The 21,397-nt window shown below is 68.1% G+C and carries 19 protein-coding genes; 12 read left to right on the forward strand and 7 right to left on the reverse strand.

All coding sequences use genetic code 11. The features are described from left to right. Window position 1 precedes the first annotated feature (1 nt). The 5 genes from BM436_RS00975 to BM436_RS00995 all read left to right on the forward strand — a co-directional run bounded on the left by BM436_RS00975 (window position 2) and on the right by BM436_RS00995 (window position 4,697). Window positions 2-583, forward strand: a complete 582-nt coding sequence (locus tag BM436_RS00975) for an SCO family protein (RefSeq protein ID WP_093552531.1) — start codon at window positions 2-4, stop codon at window positions 581-583. Between the two features lie 61 nt (window positions 584-644). Then, window positions 645-1,685, forward strand: a complete 1,041-nt coding sequence (locus tag BM436_RS00980) for an AI-2E family transporter (protein WP_093552534.1) — start codon at window positions 645-647, stop codon at window positions 1,683-1,685. A 55-nt stretch (window positions 1,686-1,740) separates the two neighbouring features. Further along, a complete protein-coding gene (locus BM436_RS00985) occupies window positions 1,741-2,292 on the forward strand; it encodes a heme NO-binding domain-containing protein (protein ID WP_093552539.1) in 552 nt (183 codons plus the stop codon). Further along, window positions 2,289-4,166, forward strand: a complete 1,878-nt coding sequence (locus tag BM436_RS00990; protein ID WP_093552542.1) for a putative bifunctional diguanylate cyclase/phosphodiesterase — start codon at window positions 2,289-2,291, stop codon at window positions 4,164-4,166. Before BM436_RS00985 ends, BM436_RS00990 begins: the two co-directional genes overlap by 4 nt. A 78-nt stretch (window positions 4,167-4,244) precedes the next feature. After that, window positions 4,245-4,697, forward strand: coding sequence for a cache domain-containing protein (locus BM436_RS00995; RefSeq protein ID WP_093552544.1), 453 nt, complete (start codon window positions 4,245-4,247; stop codon window positions 4,695-4,697). Between the two features lie 25 nt (window positions 4,698-4,722). Here the strand turns inward: BM436_RS00995 and BM436_RS01000 are convergent, their stop codons facing one another. From BM436_RS01000 to nhaR, 3 genes are all read right to left on the reverse strand, one after another. Beyond that, window positions 4,723-6,063, reverse strand: coding sequence for a hemolysin family protein (locus BM436_RS01000; RefSeq protein ID WP_093552546.1), 1,341 nt, complete (start codon window positions 6,061-6,063; stop codon window positions 4,723-4,725). 111 nt (window positions 6,064-6,174) lie between these two features. Further along, window positions 6,175-7,218 carry an ABC transporter permease gene (locus tag BM436_RS01005; RefSeq protein ID WP_229488694.1) on the reverse strand — a complete coding sequence of 348 codons (1,044 nt, stop codon included), beginning with the start codon at window positions 7,216-7,218 and terminating at the stop codon, window positions 6,175-6,177. 50 nt (window positions 7,219-7,268) lie between these two features. Further along, window positions 7,269-8,156 carry a transcriptional activator NhaR gene (nhaR, locus tag BM436_RS01010; RefSeq protein ID WP_093552548.1) on the reverse strand — a complete coding sequence of 296 codons (888 nt, stop codon included), beginning with the start codon at window positions 8,154-8,156 and terminating at the stop codon, window positions 7,269-7,271. A gap of 101 nt (window positions 8,157-8,257) precedes the next feature. Between nhaR and BM436_RS01015 the strand changes: the two genes are divergently transcribed. From BM436_RS01015 to BM436_RS01045, 7 genes are all read left to right on the forward strand, one after another. Continuing rightward, entirely contained in the window at window positions 8,258-9,304 is a 1,047-nt protein-coding gene (locus tag BM436_RS01015) for a DUF475 domain-containing protein (protein WP_093552550.1), read from the forward strand. A 90-nt stretch (window positions 9,305-9,394) separates the two neighbouring features. After that, window positions 9,395-9,970: a TerD family protein gene (locus BM436_RS01020; protein ID WP_093552553.1), complete on the forward strand. Its 576-nt coding sequence runs from the start codon at window positions 9,395-9,397 to the stop codon at window positions 9,968-9,970. Between the two features lie 3 nt (window positions 9,971-9,973). Beyond that, entirely contained in the window at window positions 9,974-10,672 is a 699-nt protein-coding gene (locus tag BM436_RS01025) for a TIGR00266 family protein (RefSeq protein WP_093552555.1), read from the forward strand. A gap of 27 nt (window positions 10,673-10,699) precedes the next feature. Continuing rightward, complete coding sequence (locus tag BM436_RS01030) at window positions 10,700-11,281, forward strand: TerD family protein (protein ID WP_093552557.1); 582 nt, start codon at window positions 10,700-10,702, stop codon at window positions 11,279-11,281. A gap of 133 nt (window positions 11,282-11,414) precedes the next feature. After that, the gene (locus BM436_RS01035) at window positions 11,415-11,777 is read left to right on the forward strand and encodes a translation initiation factor Sui1 (RefSeq protein WP_093552559.1); all 363 of its coding nucleotides are present in this window, start codon (window positions 11,415-11,417) and stop codon (window positions 11,775-11,777) included. A 74-nt stretch (window positions 11,778-11,851) separates the two neighbouring features. Next, the gene (locus BM436_RS01040) at window positions 11,852-12,727 is read left to right on the forward strand and encodes an SPFH domain-containing protein (protein WP_093552561.1); all 876 of its coding nucleotides are present in this window, start codon (window positions 11,852-11,854) and stop codon (window positions 12,725-12,727) included. A 12-nt stretch (window positions 12,728-12,739) separates the two neighbouring features. After that, on the forward strand, window positions 12,740-12,931 hold the full coding sequence (locus BM436_RS01045) for a type II toxin-antitoxin system antitoxin (protein ID WP_093552563.1): 192 nt from the start codon (window positions 12,740-12,742) through the stop codon (window positions 12,929-12,931). 14 nt (window positions 12,932-12,945) lie between these two features. Here BM436_RS01045 and BM436_RS01050 read toward each other — a convergent pair whose 3' ends face one another. From BM436_RS01050 to BM436_RS01065, 4 genes are read right to left on the reverse strand one after another with little or no spacing between them, the layout of a single operon-like run. After that, on the reverse strand, window positions 12,946-15,573 hold the full coding sequence (locus BM436_RS01050) for an EAL domain-containing protein (RefSeq protein ID WP_093552565.1): 2,628 nt from the start codon (window positions 15,571-15,573) through the stop codon (window positions 12,946-12,948). A 2-nt stretch (window positions 15,574-15,575) separates the two neighbouring features. Further along, window positions 15,576-18,587, reverse strand: a complete 3,012-nt coding sequence (locus BM436_RS01055; protein ID WP_093552567.1) for a sensor histidine kinase, YfiR-like protein-associated — start codon at window positions 18,585-18,587, stop codon at window positions 15,576-15,578. Continuing rightward, window positions 18,584-19,138 carry a TOL_0243 family YfiR-like periplasmic protein gene (locus BM436_RS36890; protein ID WP_177306872.1) on the reverse strand — a complete coding sequence of 185 codons (555 nt, stop codon included), beginning with the start codon at window positions 19,136-19,138 and terminating at the stop codon, window positions 18,584-18,586. The genes BM436_RS01055 and BM436_RS36890 overlap by 4 nt, the downstream gene beginning before the upstream one ends. Further along, complete coding sequence (locus BM436_RS01065) at window positions 19,135-21,081, reverse strand: TOL_0244 family TonB-dependent receptor (RefSeq protein WP_093552569.1); 1,947 nt, start codon at window positions 21,079-21,081, stop codon at window positions 19,135-19,137. Before BM436_RS01065 ends, BM436_RS36890 begins: the two co-directional genes overlap by 4 nt. Between the last annotated feature and the right edge of the window lie 316 nt (window positions 21,082-21,397).

Genomic DNA, 21,397 nt, shown 5'->3' on the forward strand with positions numbered 1-21,397 from the left:
CATGAAAAAACTGATCGCCATGCTCTGCATGGCAGCTGCCCTGGCGGCCTGCGACAAGGGGCCGGCCAAGCAGAGCTTCATCAACACCGACCTGACGGGCCTGAGCTACGCCGAGAAGCTGTCGCTGAACGACCATACCGGCAAGCCGGTCACGCTCGACACCTACAAGGGCAAGGTGCTGGTGGTGTTCTTCGGCTACACCCAGTGCCCGGACGTGTGCCCCACCACGATGGCCGAGATGGCCGGCGTGATGAAGGAGCTGGGGCCGCGGGCGGACCAGGTGCAGGTGCTGTTCATCACGCTGGACCCGCAGCGCGACACCAGGGAACTGCTGGCCCAGTACGTGCCCACCTTCGACAAGCGCTTCGTCGGCCTGTACGGCGACGCCGCGCAGACGGCGGCGGTGGCCAAGGAGTTCAAGGTCATCTACAACAAGGTCGAGGGCAAGACGCCGGACAGCTACACCATCGAGCACACGGCCGGCAGCTACGTGTTCGACAAGAACGGCAAGATCCGCCTGTTCCTGCGCCATGGCCAGGGTCCCGGCCCCATCGCGCACGACCTGAAGCTGCTGCTTTCCTGATTGCCGTTTTTCGAACTTAGCTGCTAAGCTGGGCCCCGACATCATCTGATCGGGGATTCGCATGGAAAAACGCTTTCAACCTTACACGCGCCTGGCGGCCATCGTCTTCCTGGTCATCGGCTGCCTGGCCGTGCTGCATCCCTTCCTCCCGGCCATCCTGTTCGCCTGCGCCATCACCATCTCGAGCTGGCCGCTGTACCTGCATTTGCTGAACCGCTGCAAGCAGCGCAGGACGCTGGCCGCCGCCATCATGACGGTGTCGCTGGTGTTCGTCATCATCCTGCCGATGGCGCTGGTGACCTGGAACATCGCCGACCACGCGGGCGAGGTGATCGAGCACGCGCGCGAGTCCATCGACAGCGGCACCATCGCGCCGCCGGCGTGGCTGAGGGACATTCCGCTGGTGGGCGAGGCCGCCGACACCTATGTGCGCAAGGTGATCGGCAGCAAGGACGAGCTGATGGCGCTGGGCAAGCGCTACATGGAGCCGGCCCGCAAGCTGCTGCTGGGCGGCGGCCTGGTGCTGGGCAGCGGCGTGGCCCAGGTCAGCCTGGCCGCCTTCGTCTGCTTCTTCCTGTACCGCGACGGTCTGGCGCTGGTGGCGGCCTTGCGCACCGGCATGGACAAGATCATGGGCGAGCACGCGCCCGAGGTGGCCGACACGGTCGAGCGCACCGTGCGCGGCGTGATGTACGGCCTGCTGGGCACCGCGCTGGCGCAGGCCGGCGTGGCCGCCATCGGCTTCCTGATCGCCGGCGTGCCCGGGGTGGCGCTGCTGGCCGTGGCCACCTTCCTGTTCTCGCTGGTGCCGGTCGGCCCGCCGCTGATCTGGGGCGGCGCCGCCATCTGGCTGTTCAACCAGGGCAGCACCGGCTGGGCCATCTTCATGGCCGTGTGGGGCATGTTCCTGATCAGCGGGGTCGACAACGTGGTCAAGCCCATGCTGATCAGCCGCGGCAGCAGCCTGCCCTTCCTGCTGGTGCTGCTCGGGGTGATGGGCGGCGTGCTGGCCTTCGGCTTCGTCGGCCTGTTCATCGGCCCGACGCTGCTGGCCGTCGCGCTGGGACTGCTGAGAAACTGGACCGACGCCACGCCCGCCTGACGGGTTCGGCCGCCGGCGCTTATACTGGCGTTTGTTTTATACAGGGGGAAAAAACATGAAAGGCGTCGTTTTCACCGAATTCATGGAACTGGTCGAGTCCCGCATGGGGCTGGACATGCTCGACCGCATCATCACGGAAGCGGACCTGCCCAACGACGGCGCCTACACCTCGGTGGGCACCTACGACCACGCCGAGCTGGTGCGGCTGGTGGTGGCGCTGTCGAACGCCACCGGCATGGACATCCCGGCCCTGGTCCACCTGTTCGGCCAGCACCTGTTCCAGCGTTTTTCCGTCACCTACCCGATGCTGTTCCAGGACGCGCACACGGTGTTCGACTTCCTCAGCCGCATCGACGACGTGATCCACGTCGAGGTGCGCAAGCTGTACCCGGACGCCGAACTGCCGACCCTGCCGTGCGAGCGTCCCGCGCCGGGCGAGCTGGTGTTGCTGTACAGCTCGCCGCGCGGTTTCGCCGACCTGGCCGCCGGCCTGATCGACGGCTGCATCGCCCACTTCAAGGAACCCATCCGGGTCACGCGCACCGATCTGGAGAAAGAGGGTAATCTGCACCGTACCCGCTTCCACCTCGTCTCGGCAACGGCATGACCCCTTCGGATTTCAGCAACAACGCGGCCGTCGACGCCCCGCGGGCGCCGCCGTCCACCGTCGCCTCGCGCAGCCTGCTGCGCGAGCGGGCCGCGCGCAAGGAGGCGGAAACCCTGCTGGAGCAGAAGAGCCGCGAACTGTACGACATCAACCAGAACCTGCGCCGGCTCAACACGCACATCGAGGAGAGCGAGGCGCGCTACCGCACGCTGGTCGAGCTGATCCCCGACGCGATCTGGATCCACACCGACGGCAGGATCGTGTTCATGAACCCGGCCGCGCTGCACCTGTTCGGCGCGCGCGCCGGCGACGAGCTGCTGGGCACCGCGGCCATCGACCGCGTGCCGCCGGAGTCCCGGGCGCAGATGGCCGAGGGCACCTACCACGACATCGCCGCCGCGCAGCTGATGCCGCGCAGCGCGCTGCAGGTGCTGCGCTGCGACGGCGAACCGGTGGACGTGGAGTACTTCGGCTGCCGCATCTGGTTCAACAACGCCGATTCCGTGATGAGCGTGGCGCACGACGTCACCGAGCGGCGCCTGCACGAGAAGGCCATCGAGCACCAGGCCACGCACGACCAGCTGACCGGCCTGCCGAACCGCGCGTTGTTCCTGGACCGGCTGGCGCACGCCATCCCGCGCGCCGAGCGGCGCAAGGAGCGCATCGCCGTGGTGTTCCTGGACCTGGACAAGTTCAAGCAGGTCAACGACACGCTGGGCCACGCCATCGGCGACGAGCTGCTGCGCACCGTGGCCGACACCCTGCGCCACTGCGTGCGCGACTTCGACACCGTGGCGCGCCTGGGCGGCGACGAGTTCGTGCTGCTGCTCGACAGCCCGCTGGGCGACACCACGCCCGGCATGATCGCCGAGCGCATCGGCGCGCGCCTGGCGCGGCCGGTGATGCTGGCCGGGCAGGAGCACGTGATCACCGGCAGCATGGGCCTGAGCCTGTTCCCCGACGACGGCAACGATCCGGAGAACCTGCTGCGCCAGGCCGACATCGCCATGTACCGCGCCAAGGAGGCCGGCCGCAACGGCTTCCAGTTCTTCACGCAGGAGATGCAAAGCCGGCTGGACGCGCGCGTGACGCTGGAGCGGGGCCTGCTGCGCGCGCTCGAGCGCGACGAGTTCGTGCTGCACTACCAGCCGCAGGTGGACCTGGCCAGCGGCCGCATCGTCGGCCTGGAGGCGCTGCTGCGCTGGCAGTCGCCCGAACTGGGGCTGGTGCCGCCGATGCAGTTCATCCCGGTGGCCGAGGAGAGCAACCTGATCACGGCGATCGGCACCTGGGTGCTGGACAAGGCCTGCGCCACGCTGCGCGCCTGGCGGGACGCCGGCCTGCCCGTGGTGCCGGTGGCGGTGAATGTGGCCGCGTCGCAGTTCGCGCACCAGGACCTGGAGGCGACGCTGCGCGGCGTGCTGGAGAAGCACGGCGTGGACCCGGCGCTGATCGAGTTCGAGCTCACCGAGAGCCTGTCGATGGAGGACCCGGAGGCGTCGATCGCCATGATGCACAGGCTGAAGGCGATCGGCATCGCGATGGCCATCGACGATTTCGGCACCGGCTATTCCAACCTCAGCTACCTGAAGCGCTTCCCGGTCGACAAGCTGAAAATCGACCAGTCGTTCACGCGCGGCCTGGTCAACGACGCCGAGGACCGCTCCATCGTCACCGCCGTGATACGGCTGGCCCACAGCCTGGGGCTGCGCACCATCGCGGAAGGGGTGGAGACGGAGGGGCAGCTGCGGCTGCTGGCGGCGCAGGGCTGCGACGAGATCCAGGGCTACTACTTCAGCCGTCCGCTGCCGGAGGCCGGCATCGTCGCCATGCTGCGCGACGGGGTGACGATGACCTTGGACGTATTGCGGTAAACCAGCATTGCGGCGCGGGCGCGACGCTCGTATGATGAAACCGCTGCCCGCACCACAACTCATACAAAGGGAGACATCATGAACAAGCTCGCCGCCATCGCCTTCAGCATGGGCGCCCTGTGCGCCGCCACGGCGCAGGCCTCGGACAAGCCGGAGGACGCCATCGCCATGGTCGAAAAGGGACGCGCCTACCTGGCCAAGAACGGCACGCCGGCGCTGATCGCCGAGATCAACAAGAAGAATCCCGACTTCGTCGCCGGCGACCTGTACCTGGTGGTGCGCGGCATGGACGGCACCATCCTGGCCCATCCCGTCAATAACAAGCTGGTCGGCAAGAACATGACGCCGTTGCCGGACGCCGACGGCAAGCTGTTCCGCCAGGAGATCCTGGACCTGGCCAAGAACAAGGGCAAGGGCTGGGTCGATTACCGCTTCAACAACCCGGTCAGCAAGGACATCGAGAAGAAATCGACCTACATCCTGCGCCAGGGCGACGTGATCCTGGAATCGGGCATCTACAAGGGCAAATAAGCGGGGGCCGGGGCCCCGCCCCGGGTCAGTCCTGCTCGTCCGACTCGCGCCGCGGCTGGCGCGGGATCACCTTGACCAGCAGGATGCGCGGCCCGTTCATCTTTTTGACCACGATGTCGAACTCGTGGAACTCCACGCGCTGTCCCTGTTTCGGGATGTCGCCCAGCTTCAGCATCACCAGGCCGCCCACGGACTCGATGTCCTGCAGGCCCATCTCCTCGTTCTCGATGTCGATGCCCAGCGCGCGCTCCAGCGACACGATGGGCAGGCTGGCCTTGCCGATCAGCGCGCCGTCCTCCTGCTTGAGCCAATCGTTCTCGTTGAGGCGGAACTCGTCGTGGATCTCGCCCACCATCGCGCCCAGCAGGTTGTCCAGGGTCAGGAAGCCGATCGGGCGCTTGCCCTTTTCGCCGATCAGCGCGAAGTGCGGCGCGCCGTCCTTGAAGCGGCGGAACAGCTCCAGCGCCGGGGTGCGGGTCGAATAGGTCTCCACCGGGCGCAGGAACTGCGCCATCGACGTGATCGGCTTGCCGGACTGCTGGGCGAAAAAGATGTCCTTCAAGTGCACCATGCCCAGCACGGCCTCGCCGTCCTCGTCGTAATACGGATAGCGGCTGAAGCGGTTGCGCAGCACGGTCTGCATGTTCTCGTCCAGCGGCTTGGACGCGTGCAGCGCGATCACCTCGTGGATGGGGCGCATCAAGTCGGACACCTGCAGCTGGCTGAAGTCCAGCGAATGGGCCAGGATGTTGCGCTCCTCGTGGTTGAACTTCTCGCCGGGCTGGCTGGTGCGCAGGATCAGTTTGAGCTCGTCGGTCGAATAGTGCGAATCGCCATGGCCGCCGGCGCCGGACAGGCCGGCCAGGCGCAGCACCATGTTGGCGCTGGCGTTGAGCACCCAGATCGCCGGATACATGGCCCAGTAAAAGCCGTACAGCGGCAGCGCGCTCCACAGGCCGACCACCTCCGGGGTGCGGATCGCCAGCGACTTCGGCGCCAGTTCGCCGACCACGATGTGCAGGAAGGAGATGGTGACGAAGGCGAACACAAAGGAGATGCCGTGCACCAGCTGCGGCGAATCCACGCCGACGGCGGCGAACACCGGCTCGAGCAGCGAGGCGAAGGCCGGTTCGCCGACCCAGCCCAGGCCGAGCGAGGCGAGGGTGATGCCGAGCTGGCAGGCCGACAGATAGGCGTCGAGCTGGTTATGGACTTTTTCGAGGATGCGGCCGCGCAGGCCCTGGGTTTTCGCGATGGCGCGCACGCGGGTGCGGCGCAGGGTGACGATACCGAATTCCGCCGCGACGAAGAAACCGTTCAGGACGACGAGGAACAGGGCCAGCAGCACCAGCAATGAATTGTACATATGAATCGCGTAACGCGACCGTGGTTGAAACCTCTATCTTATCCGACCGGCACCCCATCCGCCCAAAATCCCCATTTCCGCCAATAAAAAGTTAAAACAATTACATCGGTGTCAGGCGAGACGGTGGCGGAAGAGCCAGGCGGCAAGGGGGAGGGTGAGGGCGGCGATCAGCGCCATCGGCCACAGGTCGTAAGCCACCGCGTCGAGGCCCACGCCTTCGAGGTAGATCCGCCGCGCCAGGTCGATGGCGAAGCGCAGCGGGTTGGCCAGCGTGAGCGCGCGCAGCAGCGGCGGCATGTTGTCGACCGGCGTGGCGAGCCCGGACAGCAGCATCATCGGCATGATCAGCACGAAGGTGTACAGCGTGGCCTGCTGCATGTTGCGCGACACCGCCGAAATCGACAGGCCGATGCCGACGCAGGCCACCGTGAACAGCGCCAGCCCCGCGTACAGCGCCGGCAGCGAGCCGGCCAGCGGCACCTTGAACCACAGCGCCGTCACCAGCAGGATGATGGACGATTGCGCCAGCCCGATCAGCACCGGCGCCAGCGCCTTGCCGGCCATGATCTCCAGCGGCGACATGGGCGTGACGAGCAACTGGTCGAAGCTGCCCTGTTCCCGTTCGCGCGCCACCGACAGGGCGCTCAGCAGCAGCGTTTGCAGCATGCTGAGCGCGGCCATCAGTCCGGGCAGGATGTTCCAGCGCGTCTGCAGAGCAGGGCCGCCTGGCTGGCCAGGAACTGGTTGCGCGTGACCGAGGAGATCAGCAGCCCCATGCCCACCGCCACCAGCGGGTAGAGCATGCAGCTGAGCAGCAGCACGGCCAGCGAGCCCCGCATCGGCACCTCGAACAGCAGGCGCGCCGCCAGCAGGCACAGGATGGAACTGGTCCAGCACTTCGCGCGTGCGCTCGCGCAGCGCGGCGCCGTGCAGGCCGTAGGCGCCGCCGAAGAACCGCATGTTCTCGGCCACCGTGAGGTTGCCGTACAGGGAGAACTTCTGGGCCACATAGCCCACCTTGCGCCTGGCCTCGGCGCGCGCGTCGCGCAGGTTTACGCCGGCCACCCGCAAATGGCCGCTGGTGGCGGGCCGCAGGCCGCGCAGCATGCGGAAGGTGGTGGTCTTGCCGGCGCCTGCTCGGACCGATTGCGACAAGCCCGCCGCCGCGCTGGACGAGGCGTGGAGGCTGGAGCTAGTGGCTGGAGCTAGTGTATACCCTCGAGGATGGCCTCCACCGCCGGGTGCTTGATCTTGCGCTCGTTCGAGATGGCGTAGAACTGCTCGCGCAGCTCGGGCGCCTGGCCCACCAGCGTGGCGCCGAACTGCTCCTCCATGTCCTGCGCCAGCACCGCCGGCGCGAAAAACAGCCCCATGCCGTTGCGGCCGAAGGTGTTCAGCATGGCGTTGTCCTCGAATTCCCCCACCACGTCCGGCCGCACGCCGTGCTGCACGAACCAGGCGTCGATGCGGCCGCGCAGGGCGTTGTTGCGGGTCGGCAGCAGCAGCGGCGCGCCGTTCAGGCTGTTCGGGAAATCGCGCCGGTAGCGCTTCGCCAGCCTGGCGCTGCCGTACAGCTGCATCTGGCTCTCCAGCAACAAGTGGCTGAACACGCGCAGACTGGGCGTGGCGCGCACGGCGCGGTCGGTCAGCACCACGTCCAGCTTGTTCAGCGCCAGGTCGGCCAGCAGCGCGTCGTACTCGTCCTCCATGCAGATCAGCTTGACCGGCTTGGCCAGCCGCTGCGTCATCTCCAGCAAGTGGAAGGCCACCAGCTTGGGCAGCGAGTCGGAAATGCCCACCGTCAGCCGCATGCGGCCGGCGTCCACGTCGTTCAGGGCTTGCTGCAGCTGGTCCTCCAGCTGGAAGATCTGGTCGGCGTAGTCGAGCGCCACGCGGCCGGCCTCGGTGGGCACCAGGCGCCGGCCCTGCTGGGTCAGCAGGGCCTTGCCGACCTGCTGGTCCAGCAGCGACAGCTGGGTGCTGACGGTCTGGATGGCCAGGCCGAGGCGCTCGGCGGCGCGCGTGACGCTGCCCTCCTTGGCCACGGTCCAGAAGAAGTAGAGATGGCGGAAATTGATGCCTGCGGTTTTCATGGTTTCTGTTTTTACGAAGTAATTCTTCTATTATCTTCTATTTTTAATTAAGGGATTTGTCTCTACACTCTGACAATCATCAATACGAAAGGAAAAATCCGATGAAGCACTTCAACGTGTCATTTATCGTCTCCTTCATCTGCCTCGGTATCGCGGCATGGTGGGGTTACGAACACACCGGCTGGTCCGGCGCCCTGACGGCGCTCGGCATCGCCACCATCCTGGCGGTGATGGAGGTGTCGCTGTCGTTCGACAACGCCGTCGTCAACGCTTCCGTGCTGAAGACATGGGACGCGTTCTGGCAAAAGCTGTTCCTGGGCGTGGGCATCATCATCGCCGTGTTCGGTATGCGCCTGCTGTTCCCGCTGGTGATCGTGGCGGTGGCCGCCGACATCGGCATCATGGACGTGTGGACGCTGGCGATCAACGATCCCAAGACCTATTCGCAGCACCTGACCAACCACCACGCTGAAGTGGCGGCCTTCGGCGGCATCTTCCTGCTGCTGGTGTTCCTGAACTTCCTGCTGGACCACGAGAAGGACACCCACTGGCTGGGCGCCATCGAGGAAAAGCTGGGCAAACTGGGCAAGGTCGGTTCGATCTCGGTGATGATCTCCCTGGCCGCGCTGCTGGCGATCCTGCCCTTCGTCGAGGAAGGCCAGAAACTGGTCGTGCTGATCTCCGGCCTGTGGGGTGTGCTGATCTACGTCGGCGTGGACGCCATCAGCGCCCTGCTGGAGCAGGAAGACCAGGGCACCAACGTGGGCGACATGGTCAAGCGCGGCGGTATCGGCGGCTTCCTGTACCTGGAGGTGCTGGACGCGTCGTTCAGCTTCGACGGCGTGATCGGCGCGTTCGCCATCACCAACGACGTGGTCATCATCATGCTGGGCCTGGCCATCGGCGCGATGTTCGTGCGTTCGATGACGGTGTTCCTGGTGCACAAGGGCACGCTGGATGAATATGTCTACCTGGAGCACGGCGCGCACTACGCGATCGGTATCCTGGCGCTGATCATGCTGGCGAGTATCAAGGTCCACATTCCCGAGATCTTCACGGGTCTGATCGGCGTGGCCTTCATCCTGGCCTCGCTGTGGTCCTCGGTGCGGCACCGCAAACAACAAGAGGCGCTCGGCGCACCCGCCTGAGCGTTGTACGGAAAACGAGGCGTGCCTAAAGAACACCGGCCCGCCTCGTGATGCAGCAAGGTGTTCAACCACTCATAGGAGTATCACATCATGGCAATCAGTCTGCAAAAAGGCGGCAACGTCAATCTGAGCAAGGAAGCTCCTGGCCTGTCGAAACTCGTCGTCGGCCTGGGTTGGGACGTGCGCAACACCGATGGTTCGGCGTTCGACATCGACAGCACGGCCTTCCTGCTGAAAGTGGACGGCAAGGTCCGCAGCGACGCCGACTTCATCTTCTACAACAACCTGAAGTCGGTGGACGGCTCGGTCCAGCACTCGGGCGACAACCGCACCGGCGCCGGCGACGGCGACGATGAAACCGTCACCATCGAACTGGGCAAGGTGCCACCGGAGGTCGACCGCATCGCCGTGTGCGTGACGATCCACGAGGCCGACGCGCGCCGCCAGAACTTCGGCCAGGTGAACAAGGCCTTCGTGCGCTGCGTGAACGCGGCCGGCAACACCGAGATCGCCCGCTTCGACCTGTCCGAGGACGGCTCGGTCGAAACCTCGCTGGTGTTCGGCGAGGTGTACCGCAACGGCGCCGACTGGAAATTCCGCGCCGTCGGCCAGGGTTACAAGGGCGGCCTGGGCGCGCTGGCCGGCTCCTTCGGCGTCGCCGTCTAAGCCATGCCAACCTTTACCGTTACAGGGGATGTCGATCCCTTCCTGCACGTGTCGCTGAGGCAGGGCGAGCGGATCTACTGCGAGTCCGACGCGATGGTGATGATGGAATCGACGCTGGAGCTGAAGGGCAAGATGCAGGGGGGCCTGGGCAGCGCGCTGATGCGCACCTTCGCCAACGGTGAATCGTTCTTCCAGCAGCACATCGAGGCGGTCGGCGGCGACGGCGATTGCCTGCTGTCGCCGACCCTGCCGGGCGCGATGCAGATCGTCGACGTCGGCCCGCGCCAGTACATGATCAGCGACGGCGCCTTTGTCGCCGCCGCCTCCAGCGTGCAGCTGAACGTGCGCACGCAAAGCCTGGGCAACGCCCTGTTCGCGCAGAGCGGCGGCTTCTTCATCACCGAGACGTCCGGCTCCGGCCAGCTCGCGGTGTCGGGCTTCGGCTCGATGTCGCAGCTGGAGGTGGAACCGGGCAAGGACGTGGTGATCGACAACGCCCACGTGGTGTGCTGGGACAGCTCGCTGCGCTACGAAATCTCCGTGACCACGGGGCGCAGCGGCGGCTTCCTCAGCAACCTGGTCAACAGCGCCACCAGCGGCGAGGGCATGGTGCTGAAGTTCTCGGGCCACGGCAAGGTGCTGGTCTGCTCGCGCAACCGCAACGGCTTCCTGAGCTGGGTGCGCGCGGGCCAAACGTCTTAAGTTGCAAGTAAAAACCAAGGAGTAGTCATGTCAGTCAATCTGCAAAAAGGCCAGAAGATCTCTCTGGAAAAAGAAGCCGGCGGCGCGCTGTCGCGCGTGGTGATGGGCCTGGGCTGGGACGCCGTGAAGAGCAAGGGCTTCTTCGGCTTCGGCGGCGGCAGCGCCGAGATCGACCTGGACGCCTCGTGCATCATGTTCGACACCAACAACCGTCCGGTGGACGTGATCTGGTTCCGCCAGCTGAAAAGCCGCGACGGCAGCGTCTCGCACAGCGGCGACAACCGCACCGGCGCCGGCGACGGCGACGACGAACAGGTCTCCGTCGCGCTGAACGACGTGCCGGCCGACGTGAAGAGCATCGTCTTCACGGTCAACAGCTTCACCGGCCAAAGCTTCGCGCAGGTGAACAACGCCTACTGCCGCCTGGTGAACGCGGCCGACGGCAAGGAAGTGGCGCGCTTCAACCTGTCCGTGCAGGGTTCGCACTCGGCGCAGATCATGGCCAAGCTGTATCGCCACAACGGCGAATGGAAGATGCACGCGATCGGCGAAAACGGCACCGGCCGCACCTTCGACGACCTGCTGCCGCAGATCGTGCCGCACCTGTAAGCACATCGTTTTCCCGGGGCGCGTTGCCCATGGCGCGTTCCTTTCACGCGGCGGCCCGCCTCCTGGCCGCCGTTTTTTTTCGCCCGCGACATCTGTTAAGCTCTCGCCTTTTCCGGCGACGAGGGCAGGCATCATGAAAAGCGGTTCCAGGGGCGGCCTGGTCTACTCCACCGAAGTCGGGCGCACCTGTCCCGCATGCCGGCGCGCGCTGGCCGAATGCGTGTGCAAGGCGGCCGCGCAGGCCGCGCCGGCGGGCGACGGCGTGGCCAGGGTGTCGCGCGAGACCAAGGGCAGGGGAGGCAAGTGCGTCACCGTCGTCAAGGGCCTGGCGTTGGACGCCGGGGCGCTGGCCGCGCTGGGCAAGCAACTGCGCGCCGCCTGCGGCTCCGGCGGCACCGTCAAGGACGGTGTGATCGAGGTGCAGGGCGACCATCGCGACGCCGTCATGGCGCAGCTCGAAAAGCTGGGACACAAGCCCAGGCGCGCCGGCGCTTGATGATCGCTTGACAACAGGCGTGCGCGGACCTAGAGTGATATCACTTTGATGTCACAACCGGAAGGGAGTCCAGCATGAAGCCAGAGCACATCCGTCGCGAAACGGCGTTTTCGAGCACCAACGGCTACCTGGCGGCGGCCGGCGGCGTCGCGCTGGTCGTCCTGGCGGGGCTGGCGCTGCGGGGCGGCATGCATCCGGCCGTTTGCGGCCTGGCCGGCCTGGCCGGCTTGTTGAGCTTGGCCGGCCTGTACATGCTGCAGCCGAACGAGAGCGCCATCCTCACGCTGTTCGGCAAGTACATCGGCACCGACCGCAGCGAGGGCCTGCGCTGGGCCTTCCCGCTCTACATCAAGCGCAAGCTGTCGGTGCGCGCCCGCAATTTCAACGCGCCCACGCTGAAGGTCAACGACAAGCGCGGCAACCCGGTGGAGATCAGCGCCGCCGTGGTCTGGCGCGTGCGCGACACGGCCCAGGCCCTGTTCGAGGTGGACGACTTCGAGCGCTATGTCGCCGTGCAGGCCGAGGCCGCGCTGCGCCACCTGGCCTCGCAGTACGCGTACGACGAGGGCGAGGACCTGGCCGACGGCGAAACCACGCTGCGCGCCGGCATGGGCGTGGTGGCCGAGGCGCTGCGGCTGGAACTGCAGGCGCGCTTCGAGGCGGCCGGCGTGGAAACGCTGGACGCCAAGCTGACGCATCTGGCCTACGCGCCGGAGATCGCGCAGGTGATGCTGCGCCGCCAGCAGGCCGAGGCCATCATCAGCGCCCGCGCCAAGATCGTGCACGGCGCCGTGAGCATGGTGGAGGCCGCGCTGAAGGGGCTGGCCGAGCGCGACATCGTCGAACTGGACGCCGAGCGCAAGGCCGCGATGGTCAGCAATCTGCTGGTGGTGCTGTGCTCCGACAAGGAGACGCAACCGATCATCAACGCGGGCACGCTCTACAACTAGCGGCGGAACGGCATGGCGAGTCCTGGCAAGAAGGCGTATCCGCTGCGGATCGACCCGGCGCTGTGGGAGGCGTTGCAGCGCCTGGCTGCGCGCGACCTGCGCAGCGTGAACGCCGAGATCGAGTTCCTGCTGCGCGAGGGGCTGGCGCGGCGCGGGGTGAAGATCAACGGCGACGGCGCCGGCCGCGAGTCCGGCGAGCCATAGCGGCCGCCGGGCCGCTATTCGCGCGCCGGCGCGGGGCGGTGGCGCAGGAAGGCCTCGCGGATGGTTTGCTTGAGGATGTCCTCGTCCCAGGGCTTGGTGAGGAAGCGGTAGATCTCGCCGCGGTTGACCGCGTCCAGCACCGATTGCAGCTCCGTATAGCCGCTCAGCACGATACGCATGGTTTCCGGATACATGCGGGCGACGGTCGCCAGCACCGATTTCCGGTCGCGTTTTTGCACCAGCTGGTCGCACAGGATCACCTGCACCGGCTCCATCGCCAGCAAGTCCATCGCCTGGTGCGCGGAGGCGGCGCACAGGATGCGGTAGCCCTCCCCGCGCAGCGCCCGCCGTATGCAGGACAGGAAGGCCTCGTCGTCGTCCACCACCAGCAGCGTGCGCACGGCGGTGGCGGCCGCGTCCGCCGGCGCCAGCTGCCTGCCCTCCTGCACCATGGCGTTGAATTCGGCGGCCGGCACCGGCCTGCTGAAGTAAAAGCCCTGCAGGTAGTCGCATCGCCTGGAGCGCAGGAACTGCATTTGCGCCTCGGTTTCCACCCCTTCCGCGATCACGCCCATGCGCAGGCTGTGCGCCATCGCGATGATGGCGGTGGCGATGGCGGCGTCGTCCGGGTTTTGCGTGATGTCGGTGACGAAGGCGCGGTCGATTTTCACGTATTGGAACGGGAAGCGCTTCAGGTAGGCCAGCGAGGAATAGCCGGTGCCGAAATCGTCCAGCGAGATGCGCAGCCCCAGGTCGCCGAAGTTGCGCATGGTTTGCTGGGCCGCCTGCGGATCGTACATCACCAGCGTCTCGGTCAACTCCACCTCCAGCCAGCGCGGGTCGAGCCCGTGCTCCTTCAGGGAGGCGGCGATGGTTTGCAGCACATTGCCTTCGCGGAACTGCAGGGCCGACAGGTTCAGCGCCACCGGCACGATGCGCTGGCCGTCGTCCCGCCATCGCGCCAGCTGGGCGCAGACGGCGCGTATCACCCAGTCGCCGATCGGCACGATCAGGCCGGTCTCCTCGGCCAGGGGGATGAAGCGGTCGGGCGCCACCATGCCCAGTTGCGGATGCTGCCAGCGTATCAGCGCCTCGGCCCCGGCGATCTGGCCGGTGCACAAATCCACCTTGGGCTGGTAATGCATGGCGAACTGGCCGGCGTCGACGGCCTCCTTCAGCAGGCGCTCGAGATCGACCTTCTCGGCCAGCCGGGTGTTGAGCTCCTGCGAATAGTACTGGAAGCGCGCCAGCACCGCCTTGGTCTGCTTGAGCGCCGCCTCGGCGTTCTTGAACAGCGATTCGGCGTCGCTGGCGTCGGCCGGATAGACCGCCACGCCGAGGCGCGCCGACAACTGCACGGTGCCGCCCTCCAGCTCGATCGGTTCGCCGACCAGCTTGATCAGGGCGGCGCACAGCGCGCTGACATTCTCGTCCAGCCGGCGCTCGCCGGCCAGCGCGAAATTGTCGGCGCCCACCCGCGCCACGGTGCATGGCCGGCCCAGGTCCTCGGTCAGGCGCTTGGCGACCACGCGCAGCACCTGGTCGCCGCCATGGCGGCCCACGGTGTCGTTGACCTGCTTGAAGCGCTCCAGGTTGAGCGCGATGACGAAGGCGCCGCCGCCGCCGTGCAGCGCGCTCTGCTCGATCTGCGCCAGCCGGTCGAGGAACAGTTCCATGTTCGGCAGGCCGGTCAGGGCGTCGTAATACGACAGGAAATTGGCGCGCTGCTCGTTGGCGATGGCCTCCAGCGCGAACGAGATGTCGCCCGCCAGTTCGCCCAGCAGTTTCTGTTCCTCCGCGTCGAAGCTGCCGGAGGCGCGCGCGTACAGCAGCATGGCGCCGATGACGCCGCGCGGCGCGTGCAAGGGCAAGCCCAGCAGCGACTGGAAGCCGCGCGCGCGCGCGTCGGCGCAACCCTGGCCGAAGGCGACGGCGCCGTGCGCGTCGTCGCACAGGGCGGTCCCGCCGCCGGCCAGGATGTGCCCGATCACGTCCGCCGCCGGCCCCTGCGCGCCCGGCGGCGCGCCGCCCGCGCCATCGCTGGCCCACTGGGCGATGCCGCCGTCGGGGCCGGCCAGGCCGATCCAGGCCAGGCCGAAGCCGCCGTGCGCCACCGCGATGCGGCAGGCCTCCTGCAGCAGCGCCTGCGGCTGGCGGATGCGCACGATGGCGCTGTTGGTGCCGCTCAGCACGGCGTGGATGCGGCTCAGGCGCGCGGTCTTGGCCTGTTCCAGCTCCAGTTGCCGCACGTAGTGCTCGAGGGTGGCCGCGCGCACCAGCGACAGCTGGTTGCGCACCCGCGCGTGCACGATGGCCGGCGACACCGGCTTGGTCAGGTAGTCGACCGCGCCGCAGGCGAAACCGGCCGCCTCGTCGCCCACTTCGCCCATCGAGGAGACGAAGATGACGGGCGTGTTCTCGGTCAGGGGATCGCTTTTCAACTGGCGGCACACGGCGTAGCCGTCCATGTCCGGCATTTGCACGTCGAGCAGGACCAGGATGGGCAGGTGCTTGCGCGCGGCGGCCAGGCCGTCGGCGCCGTTGCGGGCGAAGGCCAGCGTGTAGCTGTCGCCCAGGATTTGTTTGAGCACGGCGAGATTGCTCGGCTCGTCATCGACGATCAATATCGGTCCCGGCAACATGGTTACTCCTCCAATTCAAGACCCAGTTCGGTGATCAGCCCCAGCGTCAGCGCCTCGGCGCCGCGGAAATCGAAGTCGTCGACCCGGCCCCTGATCTCCGCGACGACGCCGGCCGGGAGCAGGGGCGCCAGCCGGTCCAGCAGGCCGATGGCGCTATCGGGGGCGTCGGTGTCGAGCGCGATCAGCAGATCGCGCACCAGTGCGGCGGCGTCGGCGTTCCCCGCCGCCGGCGGCGGCGCGGCGGCGGCCTCGCCGCCGGCATAGGCGGCGATCGAGGCGCACGCCGTGTCCAGCGCGTCCCGCAGCGCGCGCAGCGCGGCGCCGACGTCGCCGCCGGTGTGGTCGGCCGCTTCCAGCTCGCCCGCCGCGCGCGCCACCCCGTTCAGCGCCAGGCTGGCCGCGCCGCCTTTGAGCTTGTGCGTCAGCGCGCGCGCGCCGGCGCCGTCGCCGTGCGCGTAGCACGCCTCGAGCCGCGGGCCGCTGGCGCCATAGTCGGCCACGAACTTGCGCAGGAACTTGCGGTAGGCCCCGGCGTCGCGCCAGGTCGCCATGCCCTGCCGCACCGCCAGCCCGGGCAAATCGTGGGCGCCGGCCGGCGGCGCCGGGGCTGCCGTCGCCGCCGGCGCGGCGGCCGGCGCCGGACACCGGGCCAGGCGCAGGATGGCGGCGATCAGCTCGTCCACGTTGAAGGGCTTGGCGACGAAGGCGTCCATGCCGGCCGCGCGCGCCGCGTCCTGCTGGTTCTTGAAGGCGCCGGCGGTGAGCGCGATCACCGGCAGGCCGCGGCAGGCCGGCGTGGCGCGCAGGCGGCGGGTCGCCTCGTAGCCATCCATTTCCGGCATCTGCACGTCCATCAGCACGATGTCGACCGCCCCCGGCCGGGCGCACAGCCACGCCAGCGCGGACGCGCCGTCGTTGGCCAGCTCCACCAGCGCGCCCTCGCCCTCGAGGATGCGGCGCGCCACCTCGCGGTTGATGTCGCTGTCGTCGACCACCAGCACGCGCAGTCCCGGCAGGCGCTGGCCGTCGGCCGCCGCCGGCTCGGGCGCGGCGATCGGCCCTTGGCGGCGCTGCAGCGCGCTGGCCACGCCGTTGTACAGCGCGGAACTGGTGACCGGCTTGCTCAGCACGCCGTCGACGCAGTCGGCGTGCGCCTGCCGGCGCAACTCGTCCTGGGAAAAGGCGGTCACCATCAGCACGATGGGCGTGCTTTCCCCGCGCAGCGTGTCGCGCAGGCGCGTGGCCAGTTCCAGGCCGTCCATGCCCGGCATTTTCCAGTCCACCAGCATCACGTCGTAGCGCGCCTGGCGCGCGCGCCTGGCCATCACCTTTTGCATGGCCGCCTCGCCGCTGTCGACCATGGTGGCGCTCCAGCCCACCGAGCGCGCCGTCTGCTGCAGGTTGTCGCGCGCGATCTCGCTGTCGTCGGCGATCAGGATGTCGAGGTGGGCCAGCTCGGGCGGCGCGTATTCCACGCCGCGCACCCAGGCCAGCGGCACGGTGAACCAGAACTCGCTGCCCTTGCCGGGGGAGCTGATCACGCCGATTTCCCCGCCCATCTTCTCCACCAGGTGGCGGCAGATCGTCAAACCCAGGCCGGTGCCGCCGAAGCGCCGGGTGGTCGAGGCGTCGGCCTGCGAAAAGGCGGAGAAGATATGGGCCTGCTTGTCGAGCGGGATGCCGATGCCGGTGTCGCTGACGGCGAAACGGATGGTGGCCACGCGCTCGTCCTGCGACAGCAGGGTCATGCCGACACTCACGCCGCCGCGCTCGGTGAACTTGATGGCGTTGCCGGTCAGGTTGATCAGCACCTGCTCCAGGCGCAGCGCGTCGCCCAGCACATGGCCGCCGATGTGGGGCGGCGGCGCGATCGCCAGTTCGATCTCCTTGTCGCCGGCGTTGGCGGCCATGATGGCGGCCAGGTTGTCGCAGATGTCGAGCAGGCGGAAGGGCGTGTGTTCGATTTCCAGGCGGCCCGCCTCGATCTTGGAAAAGTCCAGGATGTCGTTGATGATCGCCTGCAGGGAGCGGCCGGCGTTGCGGATCTTGCGCACCATCTCGGCCGCCTCGGCGTCCAGCGGGCGCCGGTCCAGCAGATAGGCCAGGCCCAGTATGCCGTTCATCGGGGTGCGGATCTCGTGGCTCATGTTGGCCAGGAAGTCGGCCTTGGCGCGGTTGGCGCTTTCCGCCTCCGCCGTGCGCGCCAGCAGGTTGTCGTTGACCACCTCCAGTTCGGCGGTGCGCGCGTGCACGCGCCGCTCCAGGTCCGCGTTGAGGGTGCGCACGGCCAGTTCGGCGGCGCCGCGCTCGGCCATCTCATGCTCCAGCGTCTGCAGCATGCCGTTGAAGGCGTCGGCCAGCTGGCCCACCTCGTCCTCCGTGGTCTTGGGCGCGCGCAGCTGGTAGTCGTGCCGCTCCATGACCTCGCGCGCCACCTGGCCGACCGCCAGCACCGGCCCGGAGACCCAGCGCTGCAGCCACGACGAGATGGCCAGCCCGAACGCCAGGCTGGCCAGCAGCACGGCGCCCAGGATGACCAGGTAGTCGCGCAGCCAGCCGGACAGGTCGTGCTTCTCCTTGACGAACACCACGCCCAGCGTTTCCTCGGCGTTGGCGATCGGCTTGAAGATGCTCAGCTCCGCGCCGTCGAAGCGCACGCCCTCGGCCGACGGCCGGGATGGCAGCAGGCGCGCCTGCGCCGGGTCGCGCGCGTAGCTGGCGAACAGCGCGCCCTGGCCGGTGTAGATGGCGGCCGAGGCGATGTTGGGCGCGGCCCGCAGGTGGGCCAGGTTTTCCCTGGCCACCTTGGGGTCGGAGAATTCCAGCGCGGTGATGCTGCCTTGGCCCAGCAGATTGGCCAGCGCGGTCAGTTCGGCGGCGGTCTTGGCGCGGGCCTCCTGGAAGTCGTGGTAGAGCAGGGCGGCGCCCGCCGTCAGCAAGGTGCACAGGTTGGCCACCAGCACCAGCAGCAACAGTTTCTTGCTGATGGAACGCACATGCAATAGCCGTCTCATGGTAGTTTCCCCTCTATCCGGTAGGCCACGTCCAGCAGGCGCGAGCTGATCTTCAGGCGGCGCGCCTCGGCTTGCGGCAGCGATACTTCGAAGCGGATGCGCTCGTCCACCAGCACCAGGTTGATGACGCTGCCGGCCGCCAGCAGGCCGGCCGACTCGGTCACCGTCAGCACCGGCTGCGCGGCCACGTTGTCGAGCAGGCCGCGCGCGCGTCGCGCCGCGCCCTGGCCGATGTACAGCAGTTGCAGGCCGGGCGGGACCGCGCCGGCCGCCAGCAGCCGCACCTGCACCGGGCGGTTTTTCAGCGGGTGGACGGCGCTGAGCTTTTTCAGTTCCTCGGCCAGGCCGTCGGCGTCGACGATGCCGATGACGAAAGGCGCGCCGCCCGCGGCCGTCTCGGCCGGCGGCCAATCGACATAGCTGGCGAATTTATAGACATAGGTGGCCTTGATCTTGTTTTCAGCGTCGGTCTGCGCGTTGTCGCCGGCGCGCGCGACGGCGGCCCACAGCATGGCGGCCAGCATCCACGCCAGGCGTCGCGCGGCGTTCATGGGAAGCGCGCCGTCAGCGCCAGCGTCAGCGTGCGCTGGATGCGCACCGCCGGCGCCGGGACCAGGCCGTTCTCGCGGAACTCGACGTGGCCGCGGCGGTGGAACAGGTCGGCCGCGCTCAGGCGCAAGTCCAGCGCCGGCGACAGGCGCCAGCCGACGCTGGCGTCCACCGCCGTGTAGGCCGGCACCGCCGGCGTGGCCAGCGCGCCCACGCGGCGCGCCGCCACATCCAGTTCCAGCGCGGCGCCGAGATTCCATTTCGAGGCGACGCTGAACTGGTGGCGCGGATCGTTGCCGGGCGGCGCCACCGCCACCGGTCCCCGCAGGCGCTGGCGCTGCAACAGCAGGCCGGCGTCCAGCGTCCAGCCGGGCGCCGGCTGGTAGCTGCCCCACGCCTCCAGCCCGCTGGCGGCGGCCGCGATCTGGTTGTCGAAGACGATGGCGCCGTTGGCGCCCAGGGCCACGCTGCGCAGCCGGTGGTAGCGGCTGTGGAACAGCGTGGCCGAATAGGACAGCGAGGCATGCGCCATGCCGCGCCATCCCAGCTCGGCCTTGTTGGCCAGCTCGGACTTGAAACCGGGGCCGCCGGCGAGCGCGAACGGCGGCTGGGCCGGCGAGTACAGGTCGGTGTCGAGGCGGGACGGGGCCCGCACCACGCGCGCCAGGGTGGCCCACAGCGTGTGCCCGGCGTTCGATTTCCACGCCAGTTTCACGCTGGGCAGCCATTCCAGCCCGGTGTGGTCGTTCGATTCCAGCCGCACGCCGCCGATCAGCCTCAGGCCCCGCGCCAGCTCGCGCTGCTGTTGCGCGTACAGGTTGGCCCAGTGCAGCTTGCGCCGCGCGGGCAGGAAGGCCAGCAGGGGGGAATTGCGCACGTGGTCGCTGGCGAGCCGGTAGCCGCCGCCGAGGATGGTTTCGACGCCGCCCGCGCCGGTCATCGTGTAGCGCAGCTCCGCGTCCGCCGTGGTGAGCGATTCGCCGTAGGCGCCCGGCACGTCGCGTCCGGTGTGGTCCAGATAGGTTTGCATGCCCAGGCGCGCGCCGCCATCCAGCGGGTGGTCCCAGCGCAGCAGCAGGCTGGCGCCCGAAATCGTGGTCTTGCCCGGTCCCGCCTGGCTTTCCGTGCCGCGGTAGAGATCGCCCAGCAGGCTGACGTCGCCGCGCGCGCCGTGCCAGTCGGCGCGGAACCCCGCCTGCTGGCGGCGCCAGGCGTCCGGCACGGCGTCGCCGTTCACGGATTCGGTGTGCCGCCAGCGGTCGGCGCTGGCGTAGAGGCGGTAGTGGCCGTCGCCCAGCGCGCCGCCGTGGCGCGCGGCCACGCCGCTGTTGTCGCCGCCAAATCCGGCCTGCGCGAGCGCCCCGCCGGACTTGGCGGCGTCGCGGGTGATGATGTTGATGACGCCGTTGACGGCGTTGGTGCCCCAGATGGTGCCGCCCGGACCGCTCACCACCTCGATGCGGTCGATATCGGCCAGCATGGTCGCCTGCGCGTCCCAGAACACGCCCGAGTACAGCGGCGTGTACACGGTGCGGCCATCGATCATCACCAGCAGCTTGTTGGCGGTGCTGGAATTGAAACCGCGCGCGCTGATGGCGTAGCGCTGGGCGTCGATGCGCGCCACCTGCAGGTTGGGCGCCAGCCGCAGCGCCTCGGGCAGGCTGCGCGCGCCGGAGCGCCGTATCGCGTCGCCGGTGATCACATAGACCGAAGCGGCGGCGTCGGCCAGCCGCTCCTCCTTTTTCGACACCGAGGTGACGCGGAAGTCGCCCAGCTCCTCCAGCGACATCTGGAAATATTCGTTGGACTGGGCCGCCTCCTGCGCGCGGACCGCCGCCGGAGCCAGCGCGCACAACAGGCCCAATGCGATGCGATACGGCGCGGCGTTGCGCGGCCGTGGCCGCATGGCGCCGCCGCTGGTGCTGTCCTGTGTGGCTCCCGGCATCCCATCCCCCTTCTCATCGGCAATGGCTGCGCAATGCCGTCGGCGGCTGTTTTCGCGACGCTTGCCGCCCTGGCGCGGGAGGCCGGGCCGCGATGCCGTCGTTGTCCATTAAACATGGAAACATGACGCGGATAAAGCCAAAGATGGGGAGTGTGGCTCGGCTGCATGGTTTGTGGGCGCCGTGACAATTGGTGATATTTCCTCGAATGATTTGTGCTTGCTGGAATCGCCGGAGTGCGTGCGCCGGGCCCGCTTTCGAATTGCAATCCAGGCACGCCGGGGATGACAGGAGCGAAGCAATGTGCAACCATCACGG

Source organism: Pseudoduganella namucuonensis, assembly GCF_900116645.1.
GTDB classification, from domain to species: domain Bacteria; phylum Pseudomonadota; class Gammaproteobacteria; order Burkholderiales; family Burkholderiaceae_D; genus Rugamonas; species Rugamonas namucuonensis.